At 46.2% G+C, this 14,471-nt stretch carries 16 protein-coding genes; 11 read left to right on the top strand and 5 right to left on the bottom strand.

The window, feature by feature from the left end; all coding sequences use genetic code 11:
- Positions 1-23 precede the first annotated feature (23 nt).
- Entirely contained in the window at positions 24-620 is a 597-nt protein-coding gene (locus AC3D28_RS10915; protein WP_488534752.1) for a tRNA-uridine aminocarboxypropyltransferase, read from the bottom strand.
- Positions 620-2,170 carry a COG3650 family protein gene (locus AC3D28_RS10910; RefSeq protein WP_488534751.1) on the bottom strand — a complete coding sequence of 517 codons (1,551 nt, stop codon included), beginning with the start codon at positions 2,168-2,170 and terminating at the stop codon, positions 620-622. The genes AC3D28_RS10915 and AC3D28_RS10910 overlap by 1 nt, the downstream gene beginning before the upstream one ends.
- A 47-nt stretch (positions 2,171-2,217) precedes the next feature.
- On the opposite strand from AC3D28_RS10910, the gene AC3D28_RS10905 reads away from it, so the two are divergent.
- Positions 2,218-2,688 carry an EVE domain-containing protein gene (locus AC3D28_RS10905; protein WP_098413452.1) on the top strand — a complete coding sequence of 157 codons (471 nt, stop codon included), beginning with the start codon at positions 2,218-2,220 and terminating at the stop codon, positions 2,686-2,688.
- A 61-nt stretch (positions 2,689-2,749) separates the two neighbouring features.
- On the opposite strand, the gene AC3D28_RS10900 is transcribed toward AC3D28_RS10905, so the two are convergent.
- Entirely contained in the window at positions 2,750-3,574 is an 825-nt protein-coding gene (locus tag AC3D28_RS10900; RefSeq protein ID WP_488536081.1) for a Cof-type HAD-IIB family hydrolase, read from the bottom strand.
- 246 nt (positions 3,575-3,820) lie between these two features.
- A complete protein-coding gene (locus tag AC3D28_RS10895; protein WP_488534750.1) occupies positions 3,821-4,825 on the bottom strand; it encodes an alpha/beta fold hydrolase in 1,005 nt (334 codons plus the stop codon).
- A gap of 65 nt (positions 4,826-4,890) precedes the next feature.
- Between AC3D28_RS10895 and rhtB the strand changes: the two genes are divergently transcribed.
- The 7 genes from rhtB to AC3D28_RS10860 all read left to right on the top strand — a co-directional run bounded on the left by rhtB (position 4,891) and on the right by AC3D28_RS10860 (position 11,554).
- Positions 4,891-5,508, top strand: a complete 618-nt coding sequence (rhtB, locus tag AC3D28_RS10890) for a homoserine/homoserine lactone efflux protein (RefSeq protein WP_098413454.1) — start codon at positions 4,891-4,893, stop codon at positions 5,506-5,508.
- Between the two features lie 23 nt (positions 5,509-5,531).
- Positions 5,532-6,752, top strand: a complete 1,221-nt coding sequence (locus AC3D28_RS10885) for an EAL and HDOD domain-containing protein (protein ID WP_488534749.1) — start codon at positions 5,532-5,534, stop codon at positions 6,750-6,752.
- Positions 6,753-6,907: 155 nt separating this feature from the next.
- Entirely contained in the window at positions 6,908-7,243 is a 336-nt protein-coding gene (locus AC3D28_RS10880) for a metalloregulator ArsR/SmtB family transcription factor (protein ID WP_488534748.1), read from the top strand.
- A gap of 45 nt (positions 7,244-7,288) precedes the next feature.
- Positions 7,289-8,290, top strand: a complete 1,002-nt coding sequence (locus tag AC3D28_RS10875; protein WP_488534747.1) for an ArsJ-associated glyceraldehyde-3-phosphate dehydrogenase — start codon at positions 7,289-7,291, stop codon at positions 8,288-8,290.
- A gap of 12 nt (positions 8,291-8,302) precedes the next feature.
- Positions 8,303-8,797 carry a cyclin-dependent kinase inhibitor 3 family protein gene (locus AC3D28_RS10870; protein ID WP_488534746.1) on the top strand — a complete coding sequence of 165 codons (495 nt, stop codon included), beginning with the start codon at positions 8,303-8,305 and terminating at the stop codon, positions 8,795-8,797.
- A 253-nt stretch (positions 8,798-9,050) separates the two neighbouring features.
- The gene (gene arsJ, locus AC3D28_RS10865) at positions 9,051-10,268 is read left to right on the top strand and encodes an organoarsenical effux MFS transporter ArsJ (RefSeq protein WP_488534745.1); all 1,218 of its coding nucleotides are present in this window, start codon (positions 9,051-9,053) and stop codon (positions 10,266-10,268) included.
- 272 nt (positions 10,269-10,540) lie between these two features.
- Entirely contained in the window at positions 10,541-11,554 is a 1,014-nt protein-coding gene (locus AC3D28_RS10860) for an acyltransferase (protein ID WP_488534744.1), read from the top strand.
- Here the strand turns inward: AC3D28_RS10860 and AC3D28_RS10855 are convergent.
- The gene (locus AC3D28_RS10855; RefSeq protein WP_488534743.1) at positions 11,551-11,880 is read right to left on the bottom strand and encodes a DUF2500 domain-containing protein; all 330 of its coding nucleotides are present in this window, start codon (positions 11,878-11,880) and stop codon (positions 11,551-11,553) included. The two genes, AC3D28_RS10860 and AC3D28_RS10855, sit on opposite strands and share 4 nt — an antisense overlap.
- A gap of 327 nt (positions 11,881-12,207) precedes the next feature.
- On the opposite strand from AC3D28_RS10855, the gene AC3D28_RS10850 reads away from it, so the two are divergent.
- From AC3D28_RS10850 to AC3D28_RS10840, 3 genes are all read left to right on the top strand, one after another.
- On the top strand, positions 12,208-12,576 hold the full coding sequence (locus AC3D28_RS10850; RefSeq protein WP_098413462.1) for a DUF4145 domain-containing protein: 369 nt from the start codon (positions 12,208-12,210) through the stop codon (positions 12,574-12,576).
- A gap of 967 nt (positions 12,577-13,543) precedes the next feature.
- A complete protein-coding gene (locus AC3D28_RS10845) occupies positions 13,544-14,164 on the top strand; it encodes a lysoplasmalogenase (protein WP_488534742.1) in 621 nt (206 codons plus the stop codon).
- A 78-nt stretch (positions 14,165-14,242) separates the two neighbouring features.
- Complete coding sequence (locus tag AC3D28_RS10840) at positions 14,243-14,464, top strand: YecH family metal-binding protein (RefSeq protein WP_179885551.1); 222 nt, start codon at positions 14,243-14,245, stop codon at positions 14,462-14,464.
- Positions 14,465-14,471 lie beyond the last annotated feature (7 nt).

Raw genomic sequence — 14,471 nt, 5'->3', positions numbered from 1 at the left:
CCAATCGATGGCGTCCGTGACGTTTATTGCTTGAGTACATGCCCACTTTTTTCTGCTTGAAATGCCGCGAGGTAGTGAGTCAACAAATTCAGCATTTGCTTTTGGTTGTCTTGTTCACCAAGTTGACCTAACAAATGAGCGACGACTTCAAACGTGCACAAATTACCTTGCTGTTGGTTACGTCTGAGCCGATATTGTGAATCGGCCTGCGTAGAAAGTCCCATGGCTGGAATGCCTTCTAACCAGCGACTTTTATTGATCATCTTGCGCGCTTCTTGCCAAGTGGCATCCAAAACAATAAACAGTGGTTTTTTGTTTTGTTGTTGGGATTGTCGACTCACTTGCTCTAGCGTCACGCTGCCCTTACTGGGATACAGCAACACAGGATACAGCGTCGGATCCGCGAAGCGTACCAGCAACTCGGCTGGTGGCTGCTTTCTATCCCAAACGGATTGTTCCACATTACAGTGGCAATATTGCAATAGCTTGCCCGTATTAGTGTCGCGCGCCAGTTCGTTCGGATGCATCAACAGCAAGATGGTGTGCTCACTGGTGAGTGTCGGTAGCAGTGAGCAAATACAGTTGAACTGAAAACCGCAATGAGGACACGGTTGCGACATTACAAGCGTACTCCTTCACGGACAGGGCTAATGTCATCCGAGAACAAACGCACACCGCTGACTTGTTCTGCAGTCGCCGTTGGCGCCATGCTTGGGTTGATTGGGTAGCTGACGCCGGTATATTGCATTACGTGTTGAGCGGGTGTGGCGCCGTCACCGCTGACATTAAAAATCAGGTCTCGCCAGCCGTGGGATGTGTGCTGGCCGAGCATAATAGGGCTGCGGACTAAGGTCATACGGCTATTAAAACGCCACTCTTTTTCATGGTTCTCAAATACCAATAAGGTACAGCCACCAGATCCGCACCAATCCAGTTGCACTAGTAATTCTTCATTATTATCACCGTTGAGATCGTATGTCAGCCAACGGTATTGGTTGTTATTTGGATTGGTTTGATGAATGAAAAAGTAGTTGCGCACAGCGGCATCGACCCTTGAGTCGAACTCCGCGCTAGAAGGTATATCCGCGCTCCCGATAGGCTTACTGGCTCGCTCCGGTGCTCGCTGCTCAATACCTTGATCACGTACGGTTGCGGGATACAGTACTAAGCCGCCATCCGCAATAGGGTAAACCATGTTGCCGACTTTCTCTTTGGTTGCGGTTAACTGGTTGCCTTCACGGGTGAACAGTCGCTCTGACATCAAACGTTGCTGTTGGTGATGCGTCATAACCACTTGAACCTGCGATGGACTCAACTGTTGCCAGTAACCACGTTCCACCAGTGGCGCTTGTCCATTGGCGTAGCTGTATTTGGTCATGGCACTGTGGTCAGAATTTAAAGTCATGCTCACCTCGAAGCCTTGCGATTGGGTCGAAGTTGCCACGTAAGTGTTGGCCCACTTTAGGCTAGCATCGACATTCGATGCCATGCCACAGCCTTGGTAGGTATCGCCATCATGTTTGAGTGTGGCTTTCCAGCCATACAACGTATCACTCATGGTATCTGAGCAGAGATTCTCTGTTAGACGAAGTTCTCCATCCTGTAATTGATAGGTGCGTTGGCGGGGTTGGATCTGACTGCTTTGAATCGCTAAGTTTTCTGCTTCTTCGCCCATTTTCTGGAATGTCAGTCCACGTGATTCAAAGCTAGCCGACCAAGATGGCTCATTACCAAACACACGGGTGGGGTTGTTCGGTTGACCACAACGATTTGGATTTTCCGCCGTGAGGAAGTTCACTTGTTCGACGACAAAATTGGCATCAAAATCGGCAGAAAATCCGTCGATGCCGGGCGGATTAAGATGGCCGATCATCTCCCCATACATCGTCTGGTAAGGTTCACTAGTTAACTTGATTGCACGTTGACTTTGCTGAGGTGACAGTTGCAGCCAGTACTGCTTATCACTGCCACAGGGCATGATGTATTGGCTTTCATGACCCACAACCACTTTTCCGCGTAACATAAAGGTTTGAGGTTGAATCGTTGTAGGCTTATCTAATCTGGCGGGTGGGGCGGTAAGTGTCTCTGGGCCAGATGGTGGCAGTTGCAAACTGCATGCTTGCAGAAGCAGCAGGGTGGCGAACGCCACTGGGTTTTTCAAAGCCTTCATGTTATATCTTCCTCATTATTGTTACTCAATCGGCATCGGATGGCATTATGGCATATTGGTTATTTAAAACTGAACCAGATACCTTTTCTATTGACACGCTTCGAACTCAAAAGGTTTCATGTTGGGAGGGAGTTCGTAATTATCAGGCACGCAATATGCTGCGTGACCAAGTCAAGTTGGGCGATTTAGTCCTGATTTATCACTCTTCTTGCAAAAATATTGGCGTTGCCGGTATTGCCAAAGTCGTGAGAGAAGCGTATCCCGACCATTTCCAGTTCGATCCCGAAAGCGACTACTACGACCCAAAGTCAGATCCAGACAATCCCCGCTGGATTATGGTGGATATCGAATTCGTGCGTAAAACGGCGCGGGTGATTCCGTTATCGGTGATGAAAGTGATGCCAGAGCTTGAGAACATGCCACTGGTGAAGCGTGGAAATCGTTTATCGATAATGCCAGTAACGGCAGAAGAGTGGGACGCGATTTTGGGCAAAGAGACGTTGCCAAGTCAGCGCTAATGGGTTGTACCAAAAAGAAAAAAAGGGCTGAAGTTGCAGCCCTTTATGACGTTGAAGGGGGTTATAACAAATGCTTTTGAAGGTAGTGTGCGACCGCATCGTCAGCGTGACTACCAATCACTTCATTATTGGGTAATGCTCGCATTACTTTCTCGTGTGATGTGCCCATCACCAAGCCTTTACCCGCCATCGACAGCATTTCAACGTCGTTCATCCCGTCGCCAAATGCCACGCAGTTTTCTAGTGTGAGGCCGAGTTTTTCAGCGACTGCCTGAAGTGCGTGGCCTTTCGAGACGCCAGCACTCATGACTTCCAAGCACCAAGGTGTCGAGAACGCAATATTCAATTTGTCACCAAATTGCTCACGCAGTTTGTTCTCAAACACAACCAAGCGTTCGTGGTCTTGCGCCGCGTGAGTAAAGAAAATTTTCGCGATACCATCAGTTGGCGCCTGGTCTTCATCGAACAACACATAAGTGAATTCGTCATGGAAATCACGCAGTGTTTGATCATCTTTGTTCATTAACCAGCGGTCATCTTGATACATATGAATAAGTATTTCATGATCGTGTTTGATCGTGTCGATCACGTCTTGTACCAACTCAGCAGGGACATTTTCGCTGTACATCAGTTGATCTTTTTGGTCATGCACTCGAGCACCGTTTGAGGTGATCATGTAAGCAGGAATGCCCACTTGACGACGAATGCTTGCGACGTCTACGTGGTGACGACCTGTGGCAAAGACAAAGGTATAACCCTGTTCATGTAATGCTTTCAGCGTTTCTTTTGAGTAAGCGCTGAGCTGATGATTGGGGGCGAGTAACGTGCCATCCAGATCTGAGGCAACGATTTTAGTGATCTCTTTGCAAGGTAGCGATGTGCTCATGAAGTCCTCGTAAACGGTGTGGATAGAGTGGAACAGGTCAATTGCAAACGGAGTACAATAGATTGACTCGATCATACTGCTCCGAATGCGGGGGAACTTTTCACGTCGTGGGGTTTACGGCGAAAAATACGGCCAAACCCCAACAGGCCTTGGCAGTGTACGCCAAAATAAGGATGAAAAAGAGGGCAAATCACACAGTGAACATTTCCTCTTTAATTATTGCCGTGAAAAGGACGCCTATTATGGTTAATTGTGGTGTATTTTTTTGTTGGGATCATGCATAAAACGGAAGATGGCGTCTAACGCTTGGTTGCGATACTGGTCCGACTCGAAGAGGATCTCATGCTGCGCCGCCTCAATTGAAAGCAGTTGGGTGTGAGGGTTGGTTTTACTCAACTTATCGATAAAACGTTGTTGCGCAAGGTTGCTGACAATACGGTCATTTCCCGCTTGGATAAGTAATACGGGCACTTTGACTTGGCGTGTTAACAGGAAGCACTGTTTGGCTGCCATCAGCCCTTGCCATACCCAGCGAGTGCTTGGTCCACCAACTTGAAGCTCTGGTTTTTCTGTGTAGAGATTACGAAACCATTGGTAACGACCTTGACTTTGGCTAAGCGGATTATCTTCAAATGGCTTAGGGAAATACGGTTTATGACCGGGTGCGTAACGTGGTAATGTGGAGACGGCAGACATGATTTGTGTCACCGGAATCGCGATAGGTGATAAGTACCATGGCAGGTTAATCCCGAGCATAGGTGCACTTAAAATCAAGCCAGTGAAGTGATGCTCTGGGTGGGTTTGCAGATAACGTGTCGCGATTGCGCCGCCCATAGAGTGGGCGATTATAAAGCATTGTTGATATTGGTTAAGGTCGTGTTTTTTTACCACCACGTCCATATCATCGATATAATCCGTAAAGTCATAGACGTGACCCATGTCAGAGTCAGACAACAGGCGATCTGATAAACCTTGTCCACGGTGGTCAAATGAGTAGACATCAAAGCCTTGGCGATAGAGATCGTAAAATAGCTCTTGATACTTCCAGGAAGACTCGATGCGTCCATTGACGACGAGCACGGCTTTTTTGTGTTCAGGGTGGGTGAGTTTGCACCAGTAGATGTTCTTTTTCTCTGTCCCTTTAACAAAGCCTTCTTGGCGAGTTTGCCACAGTGCAGCGATTGGCCCACCAATTGCTTGCTCAAATAAAGTCTCTTGAGTATAAGTCAAAGGTGAATGGTTAGTAGCCATTAGTCGATTACCTGAAGATACGTTGTTGACGCGATGTATCATCGAAGAATTAATGAGGAAATGCAATGGATACCCACGTCTGGTTCGCTTATGTGGTAACAGCAATCGTTTTTAGTTTGGCACCGGGGTCGGGTACCGTCAATTCCATCAGTAATGGCTTGAGCTATGGTACGCGCAAATCACTAGGGGCGATTATTGGTCTACAAATTGGATTAGCGATCCACATTGCGTTAGTTGGGGCGGGCATAGGCGCTTTGGTGGCGCAATCAGCAACGGCATTTACTGTGATTAAATGGGTGGGCGCGGCTTACTTAGTGTGGCTGGGTATTCAAAAATGGCGTGATACGTCCAGTTTAGTCACGGCTGAAAGTCACAAGGCCATGTCAGGCACCGCACTGTTATACAAGGCCATTTTAATCAACTTGACCAACCCTAAATCGATTGTTTTCTTGGTGGCACTCTTCCCACAATTTATTGACCCGAGCCAAGATCAATTAACGCAGTTGTTGGTGTTGGGCATTACAACGGTCGTCATTGATGCTTGTGTGATGTTGGGTTACACCACCTTAGCGGCGCAAATGGGGCGCTTTATCCGTTCAGACAAAGTCATGGGTAAAATAAACAAAGTCTTCGGTTCCATGTTTATGAGTTGTGGCGCATTATTAGCGGTTGCAAAATCATAAGTCATTCATAGGTCCTCTTTAGTATGAATACCACGTATGTCGCTCGCCAGCCTATCTTTAACCGCAAAAGACAAACACTGGGCTATGAATTGTTGTTTCGAGATGGGGAGAGTAACGCATACCCTGCACATATTGAGTCAAACCGAGCGACATACCGATTGATTGTCGAAAACTTCTTATCGTTAGGCACCAATCCGATAATTGCCTCGTCGCGATGTTTCATCAACTTTCCTCATCAAAGCTTGGTGCGTCGTCTGCCACACAGTTTGCCGAAAAACAAAATCGTCGTGGAAGTGTTAGAGACTTGCCAACCGACCGAGGAGCTTCTCGAAGTCATTCGCGACTTGTATCGAGAGGGGTATTTGATCGCCCTAGATGATTTCACCTTAACGCCAGAGTGGCGGCGTTTTTTGCCCTATGTGCATATCGTGAAACTCGATATTATGGCCATGGGGCTAGAAAAAGCGTGTGAACTGGTGAAAGTGCACCTCGCTAAGCGGGTCAAATACCACTTTCTTGCTGAGCGTGTCGAAACCGAACAAGAGTTTGAGCAGGCCAAAGCGGCGGGTTTTAAATTCTTCCAAGGTTACTTTTTTAGTAAGCCATTGGTCTCAAAAACGAACTACGTTAGCCCAAAGCAAGTGTTGGCGCTGCAGCTGTTTCGCGAAGTGTGTCTCCCAGAGCCAGACTTCGCACGCATTGAAGCCATCATTATCCAAGATATTGCGTTGTCGTATAAATTATTGCGCTTTGTGAATACACAGGCACCGAATCTGGCGGTTGAAATCCGTTCGTTTCGTCAAGCATTAATTTACCTTGGTCAAGATAACCTCAAACAATTTGTCTCTTTGGTGGTGGCGTCGTACATCTCCAGCAATAAGCCTCGAGAACTTTATCATCTCTCCTTACAGCGTGCGCAATTTTGTCAACTGATGTCACGTTACCAGCCCTTTTCCCGCCTCAATGAGCAAGGCTTCATGATTGGTCTATTGTCCATGTTAGGAGCAATGATCGATTTATCGGTGGAAGCTTTAGTCCAACAGCTGCCACTGAGCGACACAACCCAGCAGGCTCTGTTACATCGAGAAGGAGAGTATGGAGCGCTCATTTCTCTTGAAGAGTGCTATGAGCGCGCTGACTGGTTGGGAGTCGAGAAATTGTCTACCCAATTGGGGCTCTCTTTAGAAGAGGTCAAACTTTCATTGGGTGAGGCGGTACGTTGGAGCCAAAGCATTACGGTGTAAATCGTAACGATGAATGGCCTCAAACTCTTGCCGCAGAACCAATCCTCTTCGATTTTCTGGAAGATTAAACTTTTATGAAGATAAGCGCTCAACTCTTGACGGTTGAGCGTGTTTAAATAAATATATTCGCATATCCATATATGAGTATATTCATTATGCTTCCACATCAATTTTTCAAGCTTTTGTCCGATGAGACTCGGGTGCGTTGTTTAATGCTGGTGGCCCGCGAAGGCGAAACCTGCGTCGGTGACATAGCGTTTGCCTTGCAAGAAAGCCAACCCAAAGTGTCGCGTCATTTAGCCCAGTTAAGATCCAATGGCATCGTGGTGGATAAGCGCCGGGGACAGTGGGTGTATTACCAACTGTCGCAGCAGCTGCCGGGTTGGATGCGCAAGTTAATTGACGACTTAGTCGCATCGAATTGCTTGAAGCAAGAGTACCAAGATGACATTGCACGCCTGCAGGATAAAAGTCGTGAGGCTTGCTGCTAAGCACACACAGATATTTCAAGTTAAAAGAGTTTAAAGGGGAGAATTATGGCGATTAAAGTAGGAATCAACGGGTTTGGTCGAATCGGCCGTTTGGCATTACGTGCAGCGTTTGACTGGCCAGAGCTGGAATTTGTGCAGATCAACGATGTCGCGGGTGATGCTACCACTCTGGGCCATTTATTGGAGTTCGATTCCGTTCAGGGCCGCTGGCACCATGCAGTGCAAGTTGAAGACAATGCGCTGGTTATCAACGGCAAGCGTATTGCCACGACACAACAGCGCGATATTGATACCGTCAACTGGTCGGGCTGTGATGTGGTGATTGAAGCAACGGGCGTGCATCGTAAAACGTCACTCTTAGATCAATATCTTGCTCAAGGCGTGAAGCGAGTGGTCGTGAGTGCGCCAGTTAAAGAAGAGGGGGTAGCGAATATTGTGGTGGGGGTCAACGATCATATCTTCAACCCAGAGAAACACCGCATTGTGACCGCAGCGTCTTGTACCACCAACTGTATTGCGCCAGTAGTGAAAGTGATTCATGAGAAGTTGGGGATTGCGCAATCTTCTTTTACTACGATTCACGATCTAACCAATACGCAAACCATTTTAGACGCACCACATAAAGATCTGCGCCGAGCCCGCGCTTGTGGCATGAGCCTTATCCCGACCACAACAGGTAGTGCGACGGCGATTGTCGAAATTTTCCCAGACTTGAAAGACAAAATTAATGGCCATGCCGTACGAGTGCCTTTGGCTAACGCATCGCTGACCGACATTATTTTTGATGTGAAACGTGATACCACCGTCGAAGAAGTCAACGCGCTATTGCAAGCTGCATCCGAAGGGGAGTTGAAAGGCATCCTTGGTTTTGAAGCGCGCCCATTGGTGTCTATCGACTATAAAGGCGACCAACGCTCAACCATCGTTGATGCGCAGTCGACCATGGTGGTGGGATCACGGATGGTGAAAATTTATGCGTGGTACGACAACGAAATGGGCTACGCGACACGCACCGCAGAGCTGGTTCGTAACGTTGGCTTAGCATAACAGGAGTTCAAGATGGCTCATCCTACATGGCAATTAGAGTTAGATTTAGGTGCCTTGGTACTGACACCATGCCCCGGCACCAAAGGCGTGGATTTGCAAACGTCTTTACAGCAGTTAAAAACGCAAGGCGTTCAAGCTGTGGTAACCGCATTAGACAATCGCGAGTTGGCGTCAAAAGGCGTCTCTGAACTCGGTGATGTGACGCAGCATCTGGAGATGAAATGGTTCCAGATCGAGATTGAGGATGACTGCGCACCAAGCGAAGAATTTGCCGCTAAATGGCAACAACTGAGCCCGGAGTTGCATGCCATTCTGGCTCAAGGTGGCAAAGTCGCGATGCACTGTATGGGCGGATCGGGTCGCACAGGTTTGTTCGCGGCCCACTTGCTGCTTGAGAAAGAGTGGGCGTTGGACGACATCGTACGTGAAGTGCAGGCCTTACGCCCTGGTGCGTTTACTAAACCTGTGCAAGTGGAGTACATCGAACGCGTAGCTCGAGGCGTTTGAACAGCTTAAATCGTTTTTGGAATGTCATGATCCCAAAGCGATGTTCGGGCTGGTTTAGAAAAGTGTGTCTGCAATAAGGTAAGAGTGACTTTAATTGGTTCTTTGTTTTTATTGTGAATTTTATTTTTCTGTTGAGTCTGAGCTATTTGTGAAATTACACCCGCATTGAACACCTCAATGTTGGTGTACAGGTTAAGAGGTATTTAGGACATGGCGAACCAAATGCTTCTATCGCTGTACTTATGAGGTCAATATGATTTCTCAACTGAGCAAAAGTATTCGTCAGTACATGTTAGTGACGTTTAATTATTGGAACTTTACGGTGACAGATGGTGCGCTACGTATGCTGGTGGTGCTCTATTTCCACGACTTAGGCTATTCCACCTTAGCCATTGCTTCACTCTTCCTGTTCTATGAAATTTTTGGTGTGCTTACCAACCTGATTGGTGGTTGGCTTGGCGCCAGACTAGGTTTGAATAAAACCATGAATATCGGTTTGGCGATGCAAGTTTTTGCGTTGCTGATGCTCACGGTACCGAATGCGTGGCTGACGATCCCTTGGGTGATGGCGGCGCAAGCAATGTCTGGTATTGCCAAAGACCTCAACAAGATGAGTGCAAAGAGCGCGATTAAAACATTAGTCCCAGATGGGCAGCAGGGGGCACTGTACAAATGGGTGGCGATTTTGACAGGGTCGAAAAATGCGCTCAAAGGTGCCGGTTTTTTTGTTGGTGGCTTACTGCTGTCTTGGGTTGGCTTCCAAAACTCGATGTTTATTATGGCGGGTGTGTTGGCGGTCGTGTTTGTTTGCAGCCTAATCTGGCTAGAAGCTGATATGGGCAAAGCGAAAAGCAAACCGAAATTTCGCCAAATCTTCTCCAAATCAGAATCAGTGAATATCTTGTCTGCCGCGCGAATGTTTTTATTTGGAGCTCGTGATGTCTGGTTTGTGGTCGCTCTGCCAGTGTATCTTGGCAGTGTGTTCGGCTGGGATCACTTATGGGTTGGAGGGTTCTTAGCAACGTGGGTGATTGCTTACGGCTTTGTGCAAGGTTTCGCGCCGCGTATTACTGGCAAAGCGCAAGGCCGTGTGCCTGATGGTAGGGCGGCATTAGTTTGGGCGGGCATGCTTGCATTGGTCACTGGCTTTATTGCTTACGGCGTACAAATTGCCTGGCAACCTGAGCGAGTGATTGTGGTTGGCTTAATGATTTTTGGTGCCGTTTTTGCCATCAACTCTTCTCTGCATTCGTATCTGATTGTCAGTTATGCCAAAGGTGATGGTGTTTCGTTGGATGTAGGCTTCTATTATATGGCCAACGCGATGGGACGGTTGATTGGGACCGTGCTGTCGGGCTGGGTTTATCAAGAAGCGGGTTTAGCGGCATGTTTGTGGGTGTCTTGTGTGTTCTTAGCGCTGACGACGCTGATCTCGATCAAGTTGCCAAAATCCAACGTTGTTACGGCTTAAATATCGGCAAAACGGTTCCTGCACATGCAGATAAAAATGGCTCCGATTTGGAGCCATTTTGAGTTTATTGGAGCATAAGCGATCTAATCAATCGGTGTTGATGCTACATACATGCTTTGTTCTGCCCTCTAGTCATTGATTGGGCTACTGATGAAATCCACGCTACAGGTCATTGTTGAGTTAAAAATAAGCAAAAACAGATTGTTAACCATTTCACTGACTGAAATTTGCCCTATGCTATAAACGATAAGCGATTCAAAATAGGCACAGCTATGAGAGAAAGGGTTCTGTTTTTTGATTTATTGCGCTGTATAGCGGCGGCGGCCGTGATCGCTATTCATGTCTTGGCGCCTTATCGAAATGAATTAGGCGTAATCGCGTTTGACCAATGGCTCACGGCCGTTGGGGTGAACAGTGTCACCCGATGGGCGGTGCCTGTATTTATTTTGATTACAGGTGCTTTGATGCTCAGTGATACTCGGCCCTTTGATGGCAAGTATTATATCAAGAGGCGCTTGGGGAAGGTGCTGGTCCCCTTTCTTGTTTGGTCGATATTTTATGCGTACTTATCAGGTTGGACGGCGCAAGGGTTTGACTTTGAAACCGTAAAAGAAGTTGTGACCAATAGCCCGTTTCACGCTACTTATTACCATCTGGGTTTTTTCTATTACTTCATTCCGCTTTACTTGGTGATCCCATTATTCCAATGGATGGTGCGTAATGTGGATGACAATGTACTTTATACTTATTTAGCGTTTTGGCTTTTCACGAGTACCTTGTTCTTGTTCAAGATAGACGGCCCTTGGAGCAACCAAATGTGGTTGTATATGGGCTACTTACCATTAGGTTATGTACTGTTTCAGAAGGTGCCATTACATCGCTCAATGGTCTCGTTATTCACTGGGTTTGGGGTCGTCGCTCTTGCTCTGACGTTTACCATGGTGGTCACAAATAGCTTAGAAGCGGAGAAGTACACCGTTGGACGCTGGTTATCCTACAAAACGCTTAACGTTATTTTAGCGGCTTCGATGATGTTCATGTTGGGGCGTTACTTCGGGGAAGGGTTGTGGCCAAAAGTACAAAAAGTGGTGAGCGTGATCAGCCAGCATAGTTTGGGGATCTATTTGCTTCATCCGATTTTCTTGTGGCCGATGAAAGAGTTTGGTTGGTATAGCGGACATCCCGGATGGGTGATCCCATTGTGGGTTGTGCTCAGTGGAGCAGGAGCCTTGGCGATGAGTTATCTCGTTTCTCGCTCTGCCAAGACTCGTTGGTTATTACCTTAACGTTTAATGGCGAAGTGAAGAAACTTGTCACCACGGTACGTTAATGTCCCTTTGTCGCCTGGGTTGAGTGCATGGTAATAGTGTACTCCAATTTGGAATTCACGCTTAGGTCCAATCGGCCCACGCTGGACGTAAATCCAATACTCGTGGTCGTCTTGACTTGGTGGTGCGTCAGGGATGTCGATAGTCTGTTTATCTAAAATGGTCACTTGTGCACTTTGCTCGGGAGCCTCTTCGCCTACATAGTGTTTACTATAGAAACGAAAAAAGACCCATGCGCCCAAAGAGATAAGAGCGAAAAGCGCCACAATAAGTGAGATTGGCATGTTAACCTCCAATGTTTCATTAGCTTCTATTCTACAGAACTCATTGATTAATCGATGAGTTGAGGTAACTTATTCATCATCTAATGAGAGAGATGTGAATTTTATTCGGCACACTTCACGGTTTATCTCCAAGAGGAGCCGTCAATCGTTGCGCCGTCTACCAGTCAAGTCATGATTAGCTGAACCAAGCTGCCTGCACTTGTCTGGTTATATGCGTTCAAGGGCGCAAATTGAAAGTAAAATTGCACTTAACGGCTCGAAAAAGCTCTAAATTTATAGAAGAATAAAAATGATGAAAATAGGAAGGGTCTGGTAAGGAGGGTTGCGATGTCAGATATTGAAAAGGTAGTCATGCGTACCCGAACGATCGAAAAGCTTTTGCGTACTCAATACCATGCAGAAGGGAAAGGGTTACATCAACTGATCAACAGTTGTGAAGAACGTTTACCACACGATGTGATAGCAAAACTTCGCTTTATCGCTACCGTGCGCAATAAAGTGGTTCACGAAGACGATTATAAGCTGAATGACCGCACCGGTTTCATGGCGGCATGTGACGCTTGTGAGAAAGAGCTCACACCAAGAAGTTCTCGCTTTATTTGGCGTGTGGCTATTTTATTAATGACGCTGATCACGCTTGCTGCTCTTGGCTTTTACTATATGCATTGGGATATTTTGTCCAAGTATATACAGTAGAAAAATTGATAAATAAAAAAGGACGCCAAGGCGTCCTTTTTTATTTATCAATTATTGGTCAGTACATCATCGGCAGTGTCATTAAACCCATAACCACTGCGATCATTACCAGCCCTTGTTTTTGAGAAGATGAAATCATAACACTACCCCTTAATCTTTGATGAACTTGATGTTAATAATATAGCACTGTTTTTGTAGGTTGATCAACATATGTGGTGAGATCTTTTCAAAAACAACACTTAACCTGTCTTAATTTGCCTATTTTTGACTAAGTAAATTGTATTTTTGTTCTGCTCTTAAAGGTTTTTCTTTATGCTGCAAGCGTTTATCCTAGCTTAAGTTGTTGTTTTTAATGTGTTAAAAGTAGTTAACAGAATTGGTTTTAATTGATTTTTGCTTCAGGAGTTAGGTTGGTTGTTATTTTGTCTGTGTTTCTAGAAAGTTGAGAAAATATTAAGTTGTGCTATGCCAAGTGAAAGTAAGGAGTGGTGTTCAAAGCGTCGGCTTCTTATCTGGAGATAAGATTGTAATGGGAAAAGAGCCTTAGCAGCTTAAGCATTAATGAAGGTTGTGTTTTTGTGTTTTATGGTTTTTATGTGCTTATATATCATTGCTTTATTATTTTTCCTGACATTTTTGTGACTAAAATAATGGGCCACTTAGTGTTTTTTTGTGATCTATAGCCGATGGTTTTTTTCTTCTTGGACCGCTAGGGCTATGATTTTCTTGTGTGTGTTTGTTATTTGTTCTTATTGTTTTATACACGTACAAAGTGCTGGTTGGGTAACCAGTTTTTAGTGTCATTGATTGGTCGTGAAATCGGGTTTAGCCCTTATGTGGATTGGCGTATTGAGGGCGACAAAATGTTTCGAATCGCTAGCGAGCTCCAACTTTCACAGATTGTGACTTTACATCAAAACTGGTCTATCTAGACTAGCGGCGAGTTTACGTAAAAGGTGTATACAGCATGTGGAGTTGGCTGGCGATAGGGCTATCAGGTATGTATTCAGTGTTGGGAGCAAAACAGGCAAGCCTGACACAATCGCTCGTGTTTAAAATCTTGACTCTGTTTCTTCTACTGGTGCTTGTCTTGACACAAGGAGCCGCAGCTTCGCATACTTACTGGGTCGCGGGTGGGCTGGTTGTGTCTATGCTGGCAGATACGCTGCATTCGTTTAGAGTCCGTAAGCTGATTTATTTTGCTGCTTATCTGGTTGTTCAAGTTTGTTATAGCAAATCGTTTTGGGTGCAACTGAATGGCGATATTATCTGGTGGCTATTAGCCTTATTGTTGGCGGCTAGCATTGTGGCGTTTTTTTTATTATTGCCTCAACTCGACTCTTTGGTTTTTCCTGTCGTGACCATGGGCATCATGTTGGTGCAGCTTGCCTGGGCGGCGGGTGAAGTTTGGTTACAAGCACCGATCTATGCGAATGCTATGGGCTTCAGTGGTACTTTAGTCATGGCCTATTCTGCGTTGGCTTATGCTATTCACGGTTACCGGAAACCAATGAAACATGCCTATCTCTGGGTCAGTGGTAGCTACTTCTTTGCCCACGCTTTAATCGTAGCTTCGATTATTTACTGAAGACCCTAATTTAAGTCAAAGTATGGTTCTGGTTTCTGAGTAAACTGGTCGGGTTGTTCTTGATGACTGGAGTCAATAATGAGTGAAATCCATGCCCACGACCTACTAAACCTGCTTCGTGAAACGTCAATGGGCCGCGAAGAGCTTGCTGAGCACTTTGGCCCAACTGTGCGTTTCCATACCTGCAAATTGAATGGTTTAGACTTGGATGCCTTGTTAGCGTTTTTACTAAAGCGCGACAAGATCCGTGAATTAAACGGCAAATTTTTGGTTAATATGGCGCGTGTCTGCAATCACTAAGCGGCGG

The organism is Vibrio sp. TAP-3B, assembly GCF_057784735.1.
The sequence above is the reverse complement of the archived record's forward strand: the minus strand, read 5'-3'. Positions and strand labels throughout refer to the sequence as shown.

Bases quoted from the DNA above. Each gene is read 5' to 3' on its own strand.
- arsJ (WP_488534745.1), top strand. From the start codon at position 9,051: ATGATTTCTCAACTGAGCAAAAGTATTCGTCAGTACATGTTAGTGACG.
- AC3D28_RS10860 (WP_488534744.1), top strand. From the start codon at position 10,541: ATGAGAGAAAGGGTTCTGTTTTTTGATTTATTGCGCTGTATAGCGGCG.
- AC3D28_RS10895 (WP_488534750.1), bottom strand. From the start codon at position 4,825: ATGGCTACTAACCATTCACCTTTGACTTATACTCAAGAGACTTTATTT.
- rhtB (WP_098413454.1), top strand. From the start codon at position 4,891: ATGGATACCCACGTCTGGTTCGCTTATGTGGTAACAGCAATCGTTTTT.
- AC3D28_RS10845 (WP_488534742.1), top strand. From the start codon at position 13,544: ATGTGGAGTTGGCTGGCGATAGGGCTATCAGGTATGTATTCAGTGTTG.
- AC3D28_RS10870 (WP_488534746.1), top strand. From the start codon at position 8,303: ATGGCTCATCCTACATGGCAATTAGAGTTAGATTTAGGTGCCTTGGTA.
- AC3D28_RS10855 (WP_488534743.1), bottom strand. From the start codon at position 11,880: ATGCCAATCTCACTTATTGTGGCGCTTTTCGCTCTTATCTCTTTGGGC.
- AC3D28_RS10880 (WP_488534748.1), top strand. From the start codon at position 6,908: ATGCTTCCACATCAATTTTTCAAGCTTTTGTCCGATGAGACTCGGGTG.
- AC3D28_RS10875 (WP_488534747.1), top strand. From the start codon at position 7,289: ATGGCGATTAAAGTAGGAATCAACGGGTTTGGTCGAATCGGCCGTTTG.
- AC3D28_RS10915 (WP_488534752.1), bottom strand. From the start codon at position 620: ATGTCGCAACCGTGTCCTCATTGCGGTTTTCAGTTCAACTGTATTTGC.
- AC3D28_RS10900 (WP_488536081.1), bottom strand. From the start codon at position 3,574: ATGAGCACATCGCTACCTTGCAAAGAGATCACTAAAATCGTTGCCTCA.
- AC3D28_RS10885 (WP_488534749.1), top strand. From the start codon at position 5,532: ATGAATACCACGTATGTCGCTCGCCAGCCTATCTTTAACCGCAAAAGA.
- AC3D28_RS10910 (WP_488534751.1), bottom strand. From the start codon at position 2,170: ATGAAGGCTTTGAAAAACCCAGTGGCGTTCGCCACCCTGCTGCTTCTG.
- AC3D28_RS10840 (WP_179885551.1), top strand. From the start codon at position 14,243: ATGAGTGAAATCCATGCCCACGACCTACTAAACCTGCTTCGTGAAACG.
- AC3D28_RS10905 (WP_098413452.1), top strand. From the start codon at position 2,218: ATGGCATATTGGTTATTTAAAACTGAACCAGATACCTTTTCTATTGAC.
- AC3D28_RS10850 (WP_098413462.1), top strand. From the start codon at position 12,208: ATGTCAGATATTGAAAAGGTAGTCATGCGTACCCGAACGATCGAAAAG.